This is a genomic window from Streptomyces dysideae, assembly GCF_001514305.1.
Taxonomy (GTDB): domain Bacteria; phylum Actinomycetota; class Actinomycetes; order Streptomycetales; family Streptomycetaceae; genus Streptomyces; species Streptomyces dysideae.
This window is the reverse complement of record NZ_KQ949146.1, coordinates 1-16,415: the sequence shown is the minus strand read 5'-3', so window position 1 is coordinate 16,415 and position 16,415 is coordinate 1. Positions and strand designations below refer to the sequence as shown.

12 protein-coding genes and 6 pseudogenes are annotated in these 16,415 nt (G+C 69.9%); 14 read left to right on the top strand and 4 right to left on the bottom strand.

What is annotated here, in order from left to right:
• The coding region (locus AQJ91_RS57120) for a hypothetical protein (RefSeq protein ID WP_234383464.1) at positions 1-244 on the top strand (244 nt) is incomplete at its 5' end.
• A 100-nt stretch (positions 245-344) separates the two neighbouring features.
• On the opposite strand, the pseudogene AQJ91_RS55015 reads toward AQJ91_RS57120, so the two are convergent.
• A pseudogene (locus AQJ91_RS55015) lies at positions 345-481 on the bottom strand (IS5/IS1182 family transposase); the annotation flags it as partial.
• Positions 482-1,060: 579 nt separating this feature from the next.
• Here AQJ91_RS55015 and AQJ91_RS47365 point away from each other — a divergent pair.
• From AQJ91_RS47365 to AQJ91_RS47340, 10 genes and pseudogenes are all read left to right on the top strand, one after another.
• Entirely contained in the window at positions 1,061-2,167 is a 1,107-nt protein-coding gene (locus tag AQJ91_RS47365; RefSeq protein ID WP_067036301.1) for a ricin-type beta-trefoil lectin domain protein, read from the top strand.
• 45 nt (positions 2,168-2,212) lie between these two features.
• A pseudogene (locus AQJ91_RS53220) lies at positions 2,213-2,362 on the top strand (IS701 family transposase); the annotation flags it as partial.
• 470 nt (positions 2,363-2,832) lie between these two features.
• Positions 2,833-4,443, top strand: a pseudogene (locus AQJ91_RS47360) (glycoside hydrolase family 43 protein); the annotation flags it as partial.
• Positions 4,420-4,932, top strand: a complete 513-nt coding sequence (locus tag AQJ91_RS57115) for an RICIN domain-containing protein (RefSeq protein WP_234383465.1) — start codon at positions 4,420-4,422, stop codon at positions 4,930-4,932. The pseudogene AQJ91_RS47360 and the gene AQJ91_RS57115, both read left to right, overlap by 24 nt.
• Before the next feature lie 104 nt (positions 4,933-5,036).
• Positions 5,037-5,246 (top strand): annotated as a pseudogene (locus tag AQJ91_RS51560) (IS701 family transposase); the annotation flags it as partial.
• The gene (locus tag AQJ91_RS57665; RefSeq protein WP_267891323.1) at positions 5,243-5,365 is read left to right on the top strand and encodes a hypothetical protein; all 123 of its coding nucleotides are present in this window, start codon (positions 5,243-5,245) and stop codon (positions 5,363-5,365) included. The pseudogene AQJ91_RS51560 and the gene AQJ91_RS57665, both read left to right, overlap by 4 nt.
• A 123-nt stretch (positions 5,366-5,488) precedes the next feature.
• The gene (locus AQJ91_RS47355) at positions 5,489-6,586 is read left to right on the top strand and encodes an alpha/beta hydrolase (RefSeq protein WP_067036295.1); all 1,098 of its coding nucleotides are present in this window, start codon (positions 5,489-5,491) and stop codon (positions 6,584-6,586) included.
• Entirely contained in the window at positions 6,583-8,340 is a 1,758-nt protein-coding gene (locus tag AQJ91_RS47350) for an FAD-dependent oxidoreductase (RefSeq protein WP_067036292.1), read from the top strand. Before AQJ91_RS47355 ends, AQJ91_RS47350 begins: the two co-directional genes overlap by 4 nt.
• A gap of 6 nt (positions 8,341-8,346) precedes the next feature.
• On the top strand, positions 8,347-9,225 hold the full coding sequence (locus tag AQJ91_RS47345) for an intradiol ring-cleavage dioxygenase (protein WP_067036290.1): 879 nt from the start codon (positions 8,347-8,349) through the stop codon (positions 9,223-9,225).
• Positions 9,222-10,301, top strand: coding sequence for a maleylacetate reductase (locus AQJ91_RS47340; RefSeq protein ID WP_234383463.1), 1,080 nt, complete (start codon positions 9,222-9,224; stop codon positions 10,299-10,301). The genes AQJ91_RS47345 and AQJ91_RS47340 overlap by 4 nt, the downstream gene beginning before the upstream one ends.
• 6 nt (positions 10,302-10,307) lie before the next feature.
• Here the strand turns inward: AQJ91_RS47340 and AQJ91_RS47335 are convergent, their stop codons facing one another.
• Positions 10,308-11,237: a LysR family transcriptional regulator gene (locus AQJ91_RS47335; RefSeq protein ID WP_067036287.1), complete on the bottom strand. Its 930-nt coding sequence runs from the start codon at positions 11,235-11,237 to the stop codon at positions 10,308-10,310.
• Between the two features lie 200 nt (positions 11,238-11,437).
• Here AQJ91_RS47335 and AQJ91_RS47330 point away from each other — a divergent pair, with 200 nt between their 5' ends.
• From AQJ91_RS47330 to AQJ91_RS47320, 3 genes are read left to right on the top strand one after another with little or no spacing between them, the layout of a single operon-like run.
• Positions 11,438-12,688, top strand: coding sequence for an acyl-CoA dehydrogenase family protein (locus AQJ91_RS47330; RefSeq protein WP_067036284.1), 1,251 nt, complete (start codon positions 11,438-11,440; stop codon positions 12,686-12,688).
• A complete protein-coding gene (locus AQJ91_RS47325; RefSeq protein ID WP_067036281.1) occupies positions 12,685-13,257 on the top strand; it encodes a flavin reductase family protein in 573 nt (190 codons plus the stop codon). Before AQJ91_RS47330 ends, AQJ91_RS47325 begins: the two co-directional genes overlap by 4 nt.
• A 26-nt stretch (positions 13,258-13,283) precedes the next feature.
• Complete coding sequence (locus tag AQJ91_RS47320; RefSeq protein WP_067036277.1) at positions 13,284-14,813, top strand: acyl-CoA synthetase; 1,530 nt, start codon at positions 13,284-13,286, stop codon at positions 14,811-14,813.
• Positions 14,814-15,512: 699 nt separating this feature from the next.
• Here the strand turns inward: AQJ91_RS47320 and AQJ91_RS58660 are convergent.
• A pseudogene (locus tag AQJ91_RS58660) lies at positions 15,513-15,906 on the bottom strand (ABC transporter ATP-binding protein); the annotation flags it as partial.
• A pseudogene (locus AQJ91_RS58655) lies at positions 15,907-16,247 on the bottom strand (ABC transporter permease); the annotation flags it as partial.
• Between the last annotated feature and the right edge of the window lie 168 nt (positions 16,248-16,415).

Below are 16,415 nucleotides of genomic sequence, written 5' to 3'. Positions count from 1 at the left end.
CCTCGGGTGGGCCGTTCACGGGCCCTCGCTGCGGGCCGTCACCTGCTCGGGTGACGGCGTACACCGTCGTCGGCGGCGATCGGGCGTGCCGGGGGCTGTTGACGGCGACGCCCTGGACCGGGCGGTGGCTGCCTACCCCGCCGACCGGCACCACGCCACCGGCCAGCACCACGAGGGGATCGTCGGCGTCCGCACCCGCAGTGTGCGGTCCCGAAGGAACTGCACGAGGCCGTCCATGGGTTGATCTTCGCACCGGCGGGGCGTCTCGGACGGGCTCGCCGTGATCAGTTCGGCTGCGGAGCCGGGGCCCGTGCAGGCCCGGAGGAGGATGGCCGCGAGGTGAAGTGCGGCCTGGTGAGCGAGGGCCGGCAGGTGCGGTACTTCCACGCGCGCGACGGCCTCCAGGGTGCGGCGCAGATCCGCTCATCGCCGCCCGCGGACCGGATCGGCCGGCGTCATCGGCTCGATCCGGTCCCCCCATCGCATCAGTGATCACCAACCGACAGGCACATCCGGTCGACTGATGGTGTGTCAGGGGCGGACTTGCGCAACCGCCCCTCCAACGAGTGGGGTCGGGACTTGACCGGGCTCCGACGGGGACAGCCTCCCGGCATGACCACGAGGAGTTGGCCCGGACGACTTCGAGAGCCCCGAAGCGCGCACGATCACCGAACGACGACGCTGTGGGCGAGCCGCTGACCACCCGCTGATCGCCGAGGCGTTGACACCCCTCCTGCCCCCTCCTATATTCCCGTTCGACACTCTGAATATTGTCCGACATTTCGAACTTCGGCTCTCGGTCCTCTTACCCGTGAGGAAGCTGATCTCGCATGTCCTGGCTCCAACACCCCCACAGCCGCCGGAGAGTCATGGCGGTCACCGCCGGCCTGGCCGCAGGCGCCACGCTGCCGGCGATGCAAGCGGTTCCCCACTACGCCGTTCCGCCAGTACGTCATGTGCCCGCCGATGCCAACGGGACCACACAGCAGCCGAGTTGCCGACACGAACGGCGAACAGCCCCCGCCAAATTCAGCACTCACTCGCAGAAGAGGACGACTGCATGAGAAAGCCTTGGATCCTGTCCCTCATCACGCTGGTCACTGCCGCGCTCGGGATGACGGCAGCAGGTGTGGCACCTGCCTCCGCCGCCTCGACCACGCCCTTGCGGGTCATGCCGTTGGGCGACTCCATCACTTGGGGCATAGGAAGCAGCACGGGCAACGGCTACCGGGGTCCGTTGTGGGACAAGCTCGCGGCAGACGGCCATCCGCTGGACTTCGTCGGCAAGTTGCGGGGCGGTTCGATGTCCGACCCCGACAACGAAGGTTACCAGGGATACAGGATCCACCAGATCGCCGAACTCGCCGACACCGCGCTGACCCGCTACCGGCCCAACGTCGTGACGCTGATGATCGGCACCAACGACCTGGCCGGGAGCTATCAGGTCTCCACCGCCGCCGACCGGCTGAAGTCGCTGGTCAACCAGATCACCGCCGACGTCCCCGACGCGACCGTCCTCGTGGCCTCCCTGGTCGTGTCCACCAGCGGCACGGAGGAGCAGTACCGTGCCGCGTACAACCAGGCCATCCCCCAGATCGTGAGCGAGGCACAGTCCGCGGGCAAGCACGTCGCATACGTGGACATGAGCAGCCTGACCACGGCCGACCTGGACGACGCCCTGCATCCCAACGACGCGGGCTACCAGAAGATGGCCGACGCCTTCCACCGCGGCATCCAGTCCGCGGACAGCGCCGGGTGGCTGAGGAACCCCGCCCCCGCCCCCGCACGCGTGCAGTCCGACATGGGCGGCAAGTGCATGGATGTCAGCGGCTTCGGCACCGCCGACGGGACCGCCGTCCAGATCTGGAGCTGCACCGGCGCCGTCAACCAGTTCTGGTCCGCCTACACCGACGGCACGCTGCGCTCCATGGGCAAATGCCTCGACGCCGCCGGCTTCGGCACGGCCAACGGCACCAAGGTGCAGCTCTGGGCCTGCCACGGCGGCTCCAACCAGATCTGGCAGCCCTACAACGGTGGCTACCGCAACCCCGCCTCCGGCCGCTGCCTCGACGATCCGAGCTTCTCCACGACCGACGGCACGCAGCTCCACCTGTGGGACTGCCACGGCGGCTCCAACCAGAAGTGGACCACTCTGACCGCCGGATGACCCCCGCTCCCGGGACCTGAGCCCCTCCCCGCCCCTGTCCCGGGATTCCAGGGCCGCTCCTGGACCGGCTGGCGTCACCACGTCACCCTGGTCACCGCCGCCCACGCGTTCCCGACCGAGCAGCGCCTGGCCCCAAAAGCCGATACAGCGGACTCACTCTCTACCAGATCCTCGACACCATCCAAGACCTGCTGAACTGCTGGACCGGCACCTGCACCACCTGCCACCGCCCCCTGCCCAGAACATCCGCCACCAACCAGAATCCCAGAGCCAGAGCGACCTAACGGAGTCCTCCTGGTACTCCAGCAGCGTTTCGCTATCTGGCCTGGTCACGGGCGTCGTGCGGAGTGTAGTTGGCTGATGGCGTGTCAGGGGTGGACTTGCACAACCTCCCCTGAACGAGTGGGGTCGGGACTTGGCCGGGCTCCGACGGGGACAGCCTCCCGGCATGACCACGAGGAGTTGGCCCGGACGACTTCGAGAGCCCCGAAGCGCGCACGATCACCGAACGACGACTGCTGTGGGCGAGCCGCTCACCACCCGCTGATCGCCCGGCGTTGACACCCCTCCGGCCCCCTCCCATATTCCCGTTCGACACTCAGAATGATGCCCGATATCTCGAACTTCGCTCTCCGTCCCCTTACCCGTAAGGAAGCTGATCTCGCATGTCCTGGCTCCAACACCCCCACAGCCGCCGGAGAGTCATGGCGGTCACCGCCGGCCTGGCCGCAGGCGCCACGCTGCCGGCGATAGGCGCGATGCGCGCGGCGGCGGCCACGACGGCCCAGCAGGAGCGGTTCACCAATCCGGTGATCTGGCAGGACTTCGCCGACCTCGAGGTCATCCGCGTCGGCGACACGTACTACTACAGCGGCTCGACCATGCACTACTCGCCGGGCGCGCCCGTCCTGCGCTCCTACGACCTGGTCAACTGGGAGTTCATCGGCCACTCGGTGCCGGTCCTCGACTTCGGCGACGCGTACGACCTCAACGGCGGACGGGCGTACGTCCAGGGCATCTATGCGTCCTCGATGCGCTACCGCCCCAGCGACAAGACCTTCTACTGGCTGGGCCAGATCGGCTGGCAGCGGTCGTACGTATACAGCGCCACCGACGCGGCGGGCCCCTGGACCCGGCACGCCGAGATCGGCAGCATCTACTACGACGCGGGGCTGCTCTTCGACGACGACGGCACCCCGTACGTGGCGTACGGCGCCGACGAGATCCGCGTCGCGCAGCTCTCTGCGGACATGCGCACCGAGGTCAGGTCCGAGCACGTGCTCACCAAGCCCGACGCGTTGCACCTGATGGAGGGCTCCCGCTTCTACAAGATCAACGGGAACTACTACATCTTCGTCACCCGCCCGCCCAACGGCCAGTACATCTGGAAGTCCACCTCAGGCCCCTTCGGCCCGTACGAGATGCGGGAGGTGCTGTTGGACCTGCCCGGCCCGATCCCCGGCGGCGGCATACCGCACCAGGGGTCGCTGGTCGACACCCCGAACGGCGACTGGTACTACATGGGCTTCATCGACGCCTATCCCGGCGGCCGCGTCCCCGCCCTGGCCCCGGTCACCTGGAACGCCGCCGGCTGGCCCGAACTCCAGACCGTCGACGGCGCGTGGGGCGAGACATACCCCTACCCGGTCACCCCGCACCCGCTCCCGCCGATGACCGGCGCCGACACCTTCGAGGGAACGGCGCTGGCGCCGCACTGGGAGTGGAACCACAACCCCGACACCGCCGCGTTCACCGTCAACAACGGGCTCACCCTCAGGACCGCCACCGTCACCGACGACCTCTACAGCGCCCGTAACACCCTCACCCGCCGCATCCAGGGCCCCGCCTCCACCGCGACCGTCGTGCTCGACTGCTCCGGGATGGCGGACGGCGACCGGGCCGGGCTGGCGATGCTGCGCGACTCCTCCGCCTGGATCGGCGTCACGCGACTGAACGGCGTCAGCAGGCTGGTGATGTTCGACGGCCTGGCCATGGACGCCAACTGGAACACCAGCAGCACCGGCACCGAGCAGGCCCGCGCCGACCTCCCCGCGTCCGGCAGCCGCGTCTGGCTGCGCGCCACCGCCGACATCAGCCCGGGAGCGGGCCGCGAGGCGACGTTCTCCTACAGCACCGACGGCACCACCTTCACCCCCCTCGGCCCGGCCTTCACCATGAACGAGAGACCTCATTTCTTCATGGGCTACCGCTTCGCCGTCTTCAACCACGCCACCCAGGCCCTCGGCGGCGAAGTGCGGGTGGAACGCTTCGACTTGCGCGCGTGCGCGCCGACGGCGCAAGCAGGCACTGTGGACACGAACGCCTGGTACGTCGTGGTCAACCGCAACAGCGGCAAGGCACTGGACGTGGCGGGCGCGAGCTCCGCGGACGGCGCCGCGATCACGCAGTGGGGCCGGTACGACGGGACCAACCAGCAGTTCCAGTTCGTGGACTCCGGTGGCGGCTACTACCGGTTGAAGGCGAGGCACTCCGGCAAGCTGCTGGACGTCTCCAGCTGGTCGACGGCCGACAACGCCGCCATCCACCAGTGGAGCGACCACGATGGCTTGAACCAGCAGTTCCGGTTGGTGGACTCACCGGACGGATACGTCCGGTTGATCAACCGCAACAGCGGGAAGGCCATCGAGGTACCGGGCTTCTCCTCCGCCGACGGGACCGGCATCGTCCAGTACTCGGACTGGGGCGGCGTGAACCAGCAGTGGAAGCTCGTCCGCGTCGGCTTCGCGGGCTCGCGCTCCTGCTGACACCGGTATCCGGTTCAAGCCCACCGAAACTCCCCTTGCCCGCTGGGCAAGGGGAGTTTCGGCCTGCGCGCGCCCGAGGTCGCACGGCCGACAGCGAGGTCCGAAAGGAGTGCTTTCAGGCGGCGAAGAACGAGTGCGGCTTGGACCAGTACGAGGTCCGTCGTCACATCGGCTGGTATCGGCACATCACCCTGGCCATGCTCGCCCACGCCTACCTCGCGGTCATGGCGGCCGACGCGGCGAAAGAGGGGGATGCAGATCCTTCGAGGTCGTACGCGCCAAGCGGTGGGTCGGCACCGGCAGCTTCCACGTGACCGGTCTCTCCGACCGCGACCCGCCGCACAAACCGCCGGTCGTCGAGCAGCTGGAGGCCGCGCTCTACACCGACGCCTTGGTCACCCTCGCCCCCACGCGCACCCTCCCGGTGAAGTAGCCGCCCTCGGGGACGCTGATGAGCGCCATGCATCACGGCGTCCCCAACCGGCATTGGACCGCCCGGGAGCCGATCACCAATAGTGCTGGGCATGGGCGCAGACGCCATGACGGAGGTTCACCGATGACCATCTCCCCCACACCCGGAACCACCGAGCCGGCCCGTGCCGCCTCGCCGTTGACGATCAGCGAGCAAGGCGCGTTCTGGGTCGGTGTCGGGCGCAAGCCGACCGAGGCCGGGACCGCCGCCGAGGCCGCGATGTACGTCCAGTACCAGATCCCGGCCGATCTCCGGCATCCGCTGCCCGTGGTGATGGTCCACGGGGGCGGCGGCCAGGGCTCGGACTACCTGTCGACGCCTGACGGCCGCCCCGGCTGGGCCACCCGGTTCGTCGAGGCCGGTTACGCCGTGTACGTGGTCGACCGTCCGGGGCACGGGCGCTCCCCGTACCACCCCGATGTCCTCGGGCCCATCGAGGGCGCGGCGCCGACGTACGAGTTCATCCGCTGGCTGTTCTGCGACGGAGCGGGACGACCCGGCAGCCAGTGGCCCGGCAGCGGCGAAATCGGCGACGACTCCGCGCTGGACCAGGTGATGGCGAGCCAGGGCCCGACGCTGCCCACCTTCGCCGAGAACGAGGAGCAGATGCGGCGCTGCGGGGCCGAGTTGCTGGACCGGATCGGACCGGCCGTGCTGATCACCCACTCCATGGGGGGGCCCTTCGGCTGGTTGGTCGCCGATGCACGGCCCGGGCTGGTGAAGGCCGTCGTCTCCATCGAGCCGATAGGACCCCCGTTCGTCGAACTGCCCGGCCTCGGAAAGCTGGAGTGGGGGCTCACCGCGGCCCCGATCACCTACGACCCGCCGGTGCGGACCCCGGAGGAACTGCGCACCCGGCTGCGCGAGGCCGGGGACGAGGGGCCGCAGGACTGCCTGGTCCAGGACGAACACGCCGGCCCCGTGCGGTCCCTGCCAGGGCTGCGGGGCTTCCCGATCGCCGTGGTCGCGGCCGACACCTCACCGTTCGCGGCGTTCCAGCACGGTGTCGCCGGCTACCTCGCCCAGGCCGGTGCGGACGTCGAGTTGCTGCGCCTGGCGGACCTGGGGCTCACGGGCAACGGTCACCTGCCCATGGGTGAGAAGAACTCCGACGACGTGGCCGAGGCACTGATGACCTGGCTGAACAAGCGACTCGCGGCAGTGGAGGAAACGTCCCGATGACAACCGTGCCGACCGTCGAGACCGAGGTGCTCATCGTGGGCAGCGGTCCTGCGGGAGCGAGCGCCGCACTGGCACTGAGCACCTATGGCGTGCCGAACGTCATGGTCACCCGCTACTCACGCCTCGCGGACACGCCCCGGGCGCACATCACCAACCAGCGCACCATGGAAGTGCTGCGTGACCTCGGTGTCGAAGAGGACGTGATCGCCCAGGCCACCCCGCAGCACCTGATGGGCAACACCGTCTTCTGCACCGCCCTCGCGGGCGAGGAGCTCGGCCGGCTGAGGTCCTGGGGCAACGAGCCGCTCGTGCAGGCCGCACACGAGCTGGCCAGCCCCACCCGGATGTGCGACATGCCGCAGCACCTCATGGAGCCGGTGCTCGTGAACGCGGCCATAGCACGCGGAAGCCAACTGCGGTTCGGCACCGAGTACCTGTCGCACGAACAGGACGCCGACGGCGTGACCGCCACGGTCCGCGACCGGCTGCGCGGCGACACGTACACCATCCGCGCCAAGTACCTGATCGGCGCGGACGGCGGCCGCAGCAAGGTGGCCGAGGACGCCGGGCTGCCGATGGGCGGCCAGATGGGCGTGGCCGGCAGTATCAACATCGTCTTCGACGCGGACCTCACCAAGTACGTGGCGCACCGCCCCGCCACCCTGTACTGGGTGCTGGCGCCCGGCGCGACCGTGGGCGGCATCGGCGCCGGCCTGGTGCGCTGCGTACGGACGTGGAACGAGTGGCTGATCGTGTGGGGCTACGACGTCAATGCCGGGCCGCCGGACCTCACCGAGGAGTACGCCCTGTCCGTCGTACGCAAGCTGATCGGCGACGACGAGATCCCGGTGACCATCAAGTCGTCCTCCGCGTGGACGGTCAACGAGATGTACGCCGAGACCTACTCGAACGGCCGGGTGTTCTGCGCGGGCGACGCCTGCCACCGTCACCCACCGTCCAACGGGCTGGGCTCCAACACCTCCCTCCAGGACTCCTACAACCTGGCGTGGAAGCTGAAGCTGGTCCTGGACGGCACCGCGTCCCCGTCCCTGCTGGACACCTACAGCGACGAGCGCGCGCCGGTCGGCAAGCAGGTCGTCACCCGGGCCAACCAGTCCATCGGTGAGACGGCACCCGTCTTCGAGGCGCTCGGCGGCCTGGCGCCGCAGACCCCCGAACAGCTGTGGCGGAACATCGCCGCCCGCAAGGACACCACCGAGGAGGCTGAGGGGCAGCGGGCGCGGCTGCGGGAGGCGATAGCCTTCAAGGCGTACGAGTTCAACGCCCACGGCGTGGAACTCAACCAGCGCTACGCCTCCGCCGCGATCGTCCCGGACGGCACACCGGACCCCGGCTTCGCACGCGACCCCGAGCTGCACTTCCAGCCGAGCACCCGCCCCGGCGCCAGGCTCCCGCACGCCTGGATCACCTCCGGCACCCGCAATCTGTCCACCCTGGACCTGGGCGGGAACGGCCGGTTCACCCTGATCACCGGCATCGGCGGCGAGCCCTGGACGGAGGCCGCCCGCATCCTCGGCAAAGAGTTCGGCCTGGAGATCACCACGGCGGTCATCGGCCCCGGCCAGGAGTACGAGGACCCGTACGGGGACTGGGCCCGGCTGCGGGAGATCGGCGACTCGGGCGCACTGCTGGTACGGCCGGACAACCACGTGGCCTTCCGCCGCCAGGGCGCCACCGGTGACGTCACGGCCGCACTGGGCGACGCGCTCCGGCAGACTCTCGGACGGGGCTGAGCGGCCATGGACTTCACCGCGAAGACCGCGAAGACCGCGACGACGACGGCGGTGCTGGAAAGCTTCGCCCACACCTCCGATCCCCGACTGCGCGAGGTGCTGACCTCCCTGACGCGTCACCTGCACGACTTCGTACGGGACATCGAGCCGACCCAGGCCGAGTGGGAGCGGGCGATCGACTTCCTCACCGCCACCGGGCACATGTGCGACGACACCCGGCAGGAGTTCATCCTGCTGTCGGACGTCCTGGGAGTGTCGATGCTCGTCGAGACGATCAACGACCACAAGGCGGCCGCCGCGACCGACTCCACGGTGCTCGGCCCGTTCCACATGACCGAGTCCCCGATCCGGGAACTCGGGGCCACCATCGACCTGGTCGGCGCCGGCGAGCCCTGCGTGATCAGCGGACGGGTCGTCTCCGTCGACGGCACCCCGCTGCCCGGTGCGACGCTGGACGTGTGGCAGGCCGACGACCAGGGCTTCTACGACGTCCAGCAGCCGGAGAAGCAGCCACCGGGCAATGGGCGCGGGCTGTTCACGGCGGACGCGGAAGGGCGGTTCTGGTTCCGCTCGTGCGTTCCCAGCCCGTATCCGATTCCGACGGACGGGCCGGTCGGCTCCCTGCTGGAGGCGACCGGCCGCCACCCCTACCGTCCCGCCCATGTCCACTTCATCGTGGGCGCCGAGGGGCACAGCCCGGTGACGACGCACATCTTCGTGGCGGGCAGCGACTATCTGGAGTCGGACGCCGTCTTCGCCGTGAAGGAGAGCCTGGTCGAGGAGTTCGTCGAGGTGGACTCCCCCGAGGAGGCCGCAGAGCTGGGCCTGGCCAACCCCTTCCGCCGGGCTCGCTTCGACATCGTGCTGCAACCGGTGATCGTGTGAAGGGCGAGGCCCTGGACTTCACCTACCAGGCACAGCCGATGCGCGTCGTCTTCCGGTCGGGTGCCGTGCCGGGAGCGGTGCCCGACGAGGCCGCGCTTCTCGGACTGCGCCGCGTCCTCGTGCTGTGCGACGACCATGGCCTGGACACGGCCCGTGCCGTCGCCGCGTCTCTCGGCGACGCCTGCGCCGGGCTGTACGCGGGGGCGGTGACGCACGTCCCGGTGAAGGTCGCCGACCTGGCCGTCGAGGCGGCTCGCGAAGCCCGTGCCGACGGCTGCGTGGCGGTCGGCGGGGGTTCCGTGACCGGCCTGGCCAAGGCCGTCGCACTCCGGACCGGCGTGCCGATCGTCGCCGTCCCGACGACGTACGCCGGCTCGGAGATGACCCCCGTCTGGGGCCTGACCGAAGGCGCGGTCAAACGCACCGGGCGCGACCCGAAGGTGTTGCCGCGCAGCGTCGTGTACGACCCGCTGCTCACGCTCACCATGCCGCGTGTGGGGTCCGCGACGAGTGGCATGAACGCGATCGCCCACGCCGTCGAGGCTCTGTACGCCCCGAACACCACCCCGATCGTCGCGCTCATGGCGGAGGAGGGTGTACGGGCTCTGGTCGGCGCCCTCCCCGACATCGTGTCCGCCCCCACCGAGCCGTCCGCCCGCAGCCGCGCGCTGTACGGGGCGTGGCTGTGCGGTACCTGTCTCGGCGCGACCACCATGGGGCTGCACCACAAGCTCTGCCATGTGCTCGGCGGCACCTTCGACCTGCCGCACGCCGAGACGCACGCCGTCGTCCTGCCCCACGTGCTGGCGTTCAACGCCCCGGCGGCACCCGAGGCGCTTGCGGCACTGCGCCGGGCGCTCGATGTCCCGGACCCGGCACGGGAGTTGTACGAGTTGGGCGGGCGGCTGGGCATCCCTCGATCGCTCGCCGAGCTGGGTCTGACCGCCGCCGACGTGGACCGTGCGGTCGACCTCGCGCTCGGGGCACCGTACGCGAATCCCCGCCCGGCGTCCGCCGACGATCTGCGCGCCGTCCTGCACGCGGCATGGGCGGGCGAGCCGCCGTACGGCGGCTGACCGCTTCTACCGGGCGAGTTCGGCGTACGGAACGCCGCTCGCACGTCGGGCCACCCGGCGGGCGAGCTCGGCGAAGGCCGGGGCGGCGGGCGAGTGACCGGCCTCCGGAAAGGCGACGGCGGCCACCAAGCCGAGGGGCTCCTTCGGAGCGACGTTCTCCACTCCCGGGTGCGGGAACATCCGGGTGGCCGACAGCGGCATCAGTCCCACCATGTGCTGGTAGGCGATCTTCAAGGCCACGTCCTGGGCCGAGCGGGCGTGGAAGCCGACCGTCGGGGCGTCGTCGTCCCCGTTTCGTCCGCCCACCCAGAAGTCGAGGCCCGGCTCGGGGGTGACCCAGGGCTGATCGAAGACCTCGGTCACGTCCACCGCGGCTGCCGAGGCCAGCGGATGCCCCTTCCATAGCGCGAGGGAAGCGGGCTCGGTGAAGATCGGTACTCGTGTCAGGCCCGGCATGTCGACGTTCAGGGGCAACAGCGCCACGTCGTACTCGCCGGCCAGCAGCGGGGCGAGACCCTGGTGGAAGTCCGCTTCGTGTACCCGGATCGTGACGCTGGGATACCGCTCGCAGAACGCCTCGATGACCGGATGAGTGAGTTCGGCCAGAGCCACGCCGTAGCACGCGACCCGCACCTCGTCCCGTCGCCTGGCCCGGATGGCGCCCGCGGCGGCGGAGAGCCGCTCGGCGTCGGCCAGCACCTCGCCCGCCCGTTCGAGCAGTTCCGCACCGTCGGCGGTGAGCGCCACGTGCCGTTTGTCGCGGTCGAACAGCCGGACGCCCAGCTCACGCTCCAGGGAGGCGATCGAGCGCGTCAGCGCGGGCTGGGTGAGGTGCAGCCGCTCGGCGGCGACCCTGTAATTCAGGGTCTCGGCGAGCGCCGAGAAATGGCGCAGGTTCCGGAGTTCCACTCCGCCCTCCAGAAAGGCGAGGTCCACCGCGTTGTGGTCCGGGTCAGGTTACAGCGCGGTTCCCCGCACGTCACCAGGCAGAAATGTCCGGCTTTCCCGGCACCCCTGCGACCTGCTGTGATGCATGGCGCTCATCAGCGGCATGGGCACCGGCATTGGACGGGCCTTCGCCGCGCTGCCGACACTCCGTTCAGGTCGACACAGAACAGCAGCGGATGGGGTGCGAATTGTCCGAGACAACCGAGACAACCGAGGCAGCCGAAAAAAACATCGAGATTCCGCAGCCGGAACCGGACCTGACACCGGAGGAACTGGTGCGCCGGGCCACCGGCATGAGGACCTGGCTGCGGGACCGTCAGGATGAGACCGAACAGCGGACCGGCATCTCCGAGGACACGCACAAGGCGTTCCTGGAGTCCGGTTTCTACCGGGCCCTTCAGCCACGCCGCTTCGGCGGTTACGAGTTCGGTCTGCGGACCTACTCCCGGATGGTCACCGAGGTGGCTCGCGGCTGCCCGTCCAGCGGATGGAACCTGTGTCTGGCCGCCTCCCACAGCCTGGTGGTGGCCGGCCGCTTCCCCGAGAGCACCCAGCGCGAGGTGTTCGGGCCGGACGGCGACTTCCGGGCCCCGTTGCCGATCGCCCCGAGCGCCACAGCGACGAGGACCCCCGACGGGTACCTGGTCAACGGCCGCTGGGACTACGCCTCCGGGGTCAACGTCTCCACGCACTTCCTCGGCGGTGTGCTCATCGTCGACGAGCAGGGCGGCATGCCCACGCAGGGCCTGGTGCTCGTCCCCTCCGGCTGGCGGATGCTCGACAACTGGGGCGAGATCCTGGGCTTCCGCGGCAGCGGCTCCAACAGCGTCGTGGCCGAGGACGTCCTCGTCCCGCACGAGTACGTGTCCAGGACCCACCTCCTGGCGAACGACGCCACCGGCGGACCAGGTGTCGAACTGCACGGCAACCCGATGTACGCGGGCCGGCTGATGTCGTTCTTCAACATCCAGCTGTGTTCGATCGTGGCGGGCACCGCCTGGGCCGCGGTCGACGAGTACCAGCGGATCATCACCACCAAGAACAGTCCGCTGCCCCCGTTCAAGCCGCGCAGCCACGACCCGGAACACCAGCGTAACCTCGGACTGGCCACGGCCCTGGCCGACAGCGCGCAGCGGATCATCCTGTCGGTCACCGACGACTACACCGCCTACGCGGCCCGGGGCCTGGCAGAGGGCGAGCCCTTCTCCGAACTGGACGACCAGGCCCTCTCCCTCACGGCCCGGCAGTCCGGCCAACTGGCCTGCCAGGCCGTCGAGATGCTGGCCTCGGCCAGTGGCTCCAGCGGGCTGGCGAACGGCGAGCGCATGCAGCGGTACCTGCGCGACGTCGCCACGTACAAGACGCACATCAACGCGCAGCACGGCTGGTGGGCGACGGGATACGCCCGCTCTCTGCTCGGCGTGGAGACTCCGTCGTGAACCGCCCGACGCCCGCCGCGACGGCGCCCGGCGGCGGCCAGGCGGACGACCCCGGCCGGTTCCGGCACGTGCTCGGCCACTACCCGACGGGTGTCACGGTGGTCACCGCGACCGCACCCGACGACACCCCGGTCGGCATGGTCATCGGCTCGTTCACCTCGGTGTCCCTGGACCCCCCGCTCGTCGCGTTCTTCCCCGGCCGCTCCTCCACGACCTGGCCCAGGATCATGGCCGGAGGCGCCTTCTGCGTGAACGTGCTGGCCGCCGGCCAGGAGGGCCTCTGCCGGGACGTCAGCGCCAAGGCACCCGACGTCTTCGACCGCCACCCGTGGCGCAGCGCGGCCTCGGGCAGCCCCGTCCTGGCGGGCGTCGTCGCCTGGATCGACTGCGACATCGCCGACGTGTGGACCCTCGGCGACCACTACTTCGTCCTCGGCCGCGTCCGGGAACTCGGGGTGGAGAAGACCGGCGCCGCACCGCTGGTCTTCTCCCAGGGGCGGCTCGCCCCGTTGCCCCCACACCGGGACCACGACGACTCAACCGACTACACATGGCCCGACTGGCTCTGAGAGATCTGAGAGAAGGGAGACGCACCATGCGCGATCAAGGGCTCGGCTCGTGGCCCGCGCGGCGCGCCCGCATGGCACCAGAGGCCACCGCCGTCGTGAACGACGGTGGATCCCTGTCCTACGGGGAGCTGGCCGCGCGCGTGACGCGGCTCGCTCACGCCCTGCGTGCCCTGGGGGTCGGACACGGCGACCGGGTGGCCTACCTCGGCGCGAACCATCCGGCCCTGGCGGAAACCCTGTTCGCCACGAGCGCGCTGGGCGCCGTCTTCGTCCCGCTCAACACCCGCCTCGCGGCACCCGAGTTGGCCTTCATCCTGAGCGACTCGGGAGCGTCGGTGCTGGTGTTCGGGGCCGAACTCACCGACGTCGTCGACGCATTCAGGGACGACGCCGAGGTGAAGCACTACGTCGAGGTGGGGACGGCGTACGAGGAGCTACTCGCGAGCGCGCCGGACGACCCCCTGGACGAGACGGTCGGCCTGGAGGAAGTGTGCATGATCCAGTACACCTCCGGCACCAGCGGCCGTCCCAAGGGCGTCATGCTCACTCACGCCAACATCGCCTGGAACTGCTTCAACATCCTGCTGGACGTGGACATCACCACCGACGACGTCGCTCTGGTGGTGGCACCGATGTTCCACACCGCCGCCCTCAACACCGTCTTCCTACCGGGCTTCCTCAAAGGAGGGACGTCGGTGCTGATGCGCGGCTTCGACCCGGAACGGGTTCTTGACGTCATCGACGAGCACCGGGTGACGAGGATGTTCGGCGTGCCCGCGATGTACCAGGCCATGGCCCGGTCGCCGCGGTGGGCGACGGCCGACCTGTCGTCGATCCGGATCCTGATGTGCGCGGCGGCACCCGTACCCAAGGCCCTCATCCATACGTACCAGGACCGTGGCCTGACCTTCCTCCAGGCGTACGGCCTGACCGAGACCGCTCCCGCCGCGCTGGGGCTGCGCGAGCGGGACAGCATCCGCAAGGCCGGCTCGGCCGGCACGCCCTGCTTCTTCACCGACGTACGCGTGGTGCGGCCCGACCTCACCGATGTCGCACCGGGCGAGGTCGGCGAGGTGATCATCGAGGGCCTCAACGTGATGAAGGGCTACTGGCAGTGGCCCGAAGCGACCAAGGACGCCTTCGTCCAAGGAAGTTGGTTCCGCTCCGGGGATGCGGCCACCGTCGACGAGGAGGGGTACGTCACGATCGTCGACCGGATCAAGGACATGTACATCTCCGGCGGAGAGAACGTCTATCCGGCCGAGGTCGAGCAACTCCTCTACCAGCATCCCGCGGTCGCCGAATGCGCGGTGATCGGCGTACCCGACGAACGATGGGGCGAAGTGGGCAGAGCGCTGGTCGTGCCCCGCGCGGGCTCCGACGTGTCGCCCGACGACATCATGGACTCGCTGTCTGGCCGACTCGCCAAGTACAAGCTCCCGAAGTCGGTCGTCCTCGTAGACACCCTCCCCCGCAACGCCACCGGCAAGATCCTCAAGGCCCGCCTGCGCAGCCAGTACGGCTCCGTACCGGCCCGCGGCGCCGAGGAGGCATGACGCCAGGCTCCGTGCGTAGGACGCGGGCCCAGCCCCGGCCCACCGCACGGGATCTTCTCGATGCCTCCAAGCGCGTGCAGCTCACCAGCGGAGACCACGGCGGGCCGAAGGACAAGAAGTCGAAAGATCGGCGTAAGACCAGCAGCCTCGACGGCAAGGCCTCACGCGCCGCCCGTCTGCGCGAAGTCGAACGCTTCCGGGATCCCATCCGGGCCGCCGAACAGCGCCGCACCGCACACAAGGACTCCCCCCTCCAGCGCCCCCGGCCGGCGTGGAGCCGCACACACCGGCGCAGGAGGGCCGCGCCGACGCGGACACCGTGCTGCAGGTTCACCTCGCCGCCCTCGTGCAGGCGGCCCCGGGCTGCGACGCTGACGTGGCGCCCATCGTCGGTTGCTACCGCCCGGCTCCCGGGCAACCTGGCCCACTTGGTGCCATAGGTGGATTGAGCCGGCCGGAGTGCGGGCAGCCGCAACTCTCCCGTGGACAGCTCCCATCCTGAGCGGGGAGCTTGCTGGCTTGGTACCAAGGGGCTGCTGATCAGGAAGCCAGGTGCTGGCCCGAGCTGGCTCGCTGCGGCGTCCACGGTGTGCGCCAGCAGGACGGCGATCATCACCCGCCCTCGTTCGAGGGACTGCACGAAGTACCGCCCGGGCTCGTTGTCGTCCATGTGTTACGGCCCCTGCGTCGGACGGCGTGTCAGGACTCGGACTTGTGGAGGGCGAGCTCGGCGCTGCGGCCGGCCACTGCTGTATGCGTATCGCCGTTGTGGTGCTTGGCGCGCTGGATCTGCTCGTAGACGTGGGCGCGCAGTTCGGCGAAGCGGGTGCTGGAGCGGGTGTGCAACTGGTCGCGCTCGTCGGGGAGATCGATCGCCAGATCCTCCAGCACCACGGTCGGTGAGGTGGACAGGATGATGGTGCGCTGGCCGAGATAGACGGCTTCGTCGATGTCATGGGTGACGAACAGGACGGTGACGCCCAGTTCGCGCCACAACCGCCGGATGAGGTCCTCCAGTTCGGCGCGGGGTGGCAACGCGCTGCTGCATTCCGCCGGACAACTGCCACGGGTAGGCCTGGTGGGCGTCGGCGAGCCAGGAGGCGTACACCACCAGCAGCAGCGTCGACTCCAGGTCGGTGCCGTCGAGCAGCACCGCCACCAGGATCAGCGCCACCGACGGGATGGGGCGCAGGAACTCGATGGTGGAGGCGGTCACCGCCCGCAGCACCGGCACCGATCCGATCACCACCCCGGCCACCACCGCGATGGCCAGACCCAGGCCCCAACCGGTGAGGGTGTCAGCGCCCGGCCCATCTCGGAGGCGGGCGGAAGGTAAGCCGCGGAGACCACACCGGTGTGCGGCAGCACCTCGAGCAACACCACAAGCCCGGCCAGGCCTGCCAGTCCGAGCAACGGGGTGCGCGCTCTGTCCAGAGTGCGCCGCACGCGGCCACCGCCCACCCCGCCCGGCCCGCCGGGACCTGTCGCGGTCCCGGCGGGCTTCGTCAGTACATGAGTGCTCCCGGAGGCGCTCACGAGAACAGGGCGTCCAGGTCGGGCTTCCTCCCGCCGAAGATGCCGTCCTGCTCGCCGAGCGAGGCC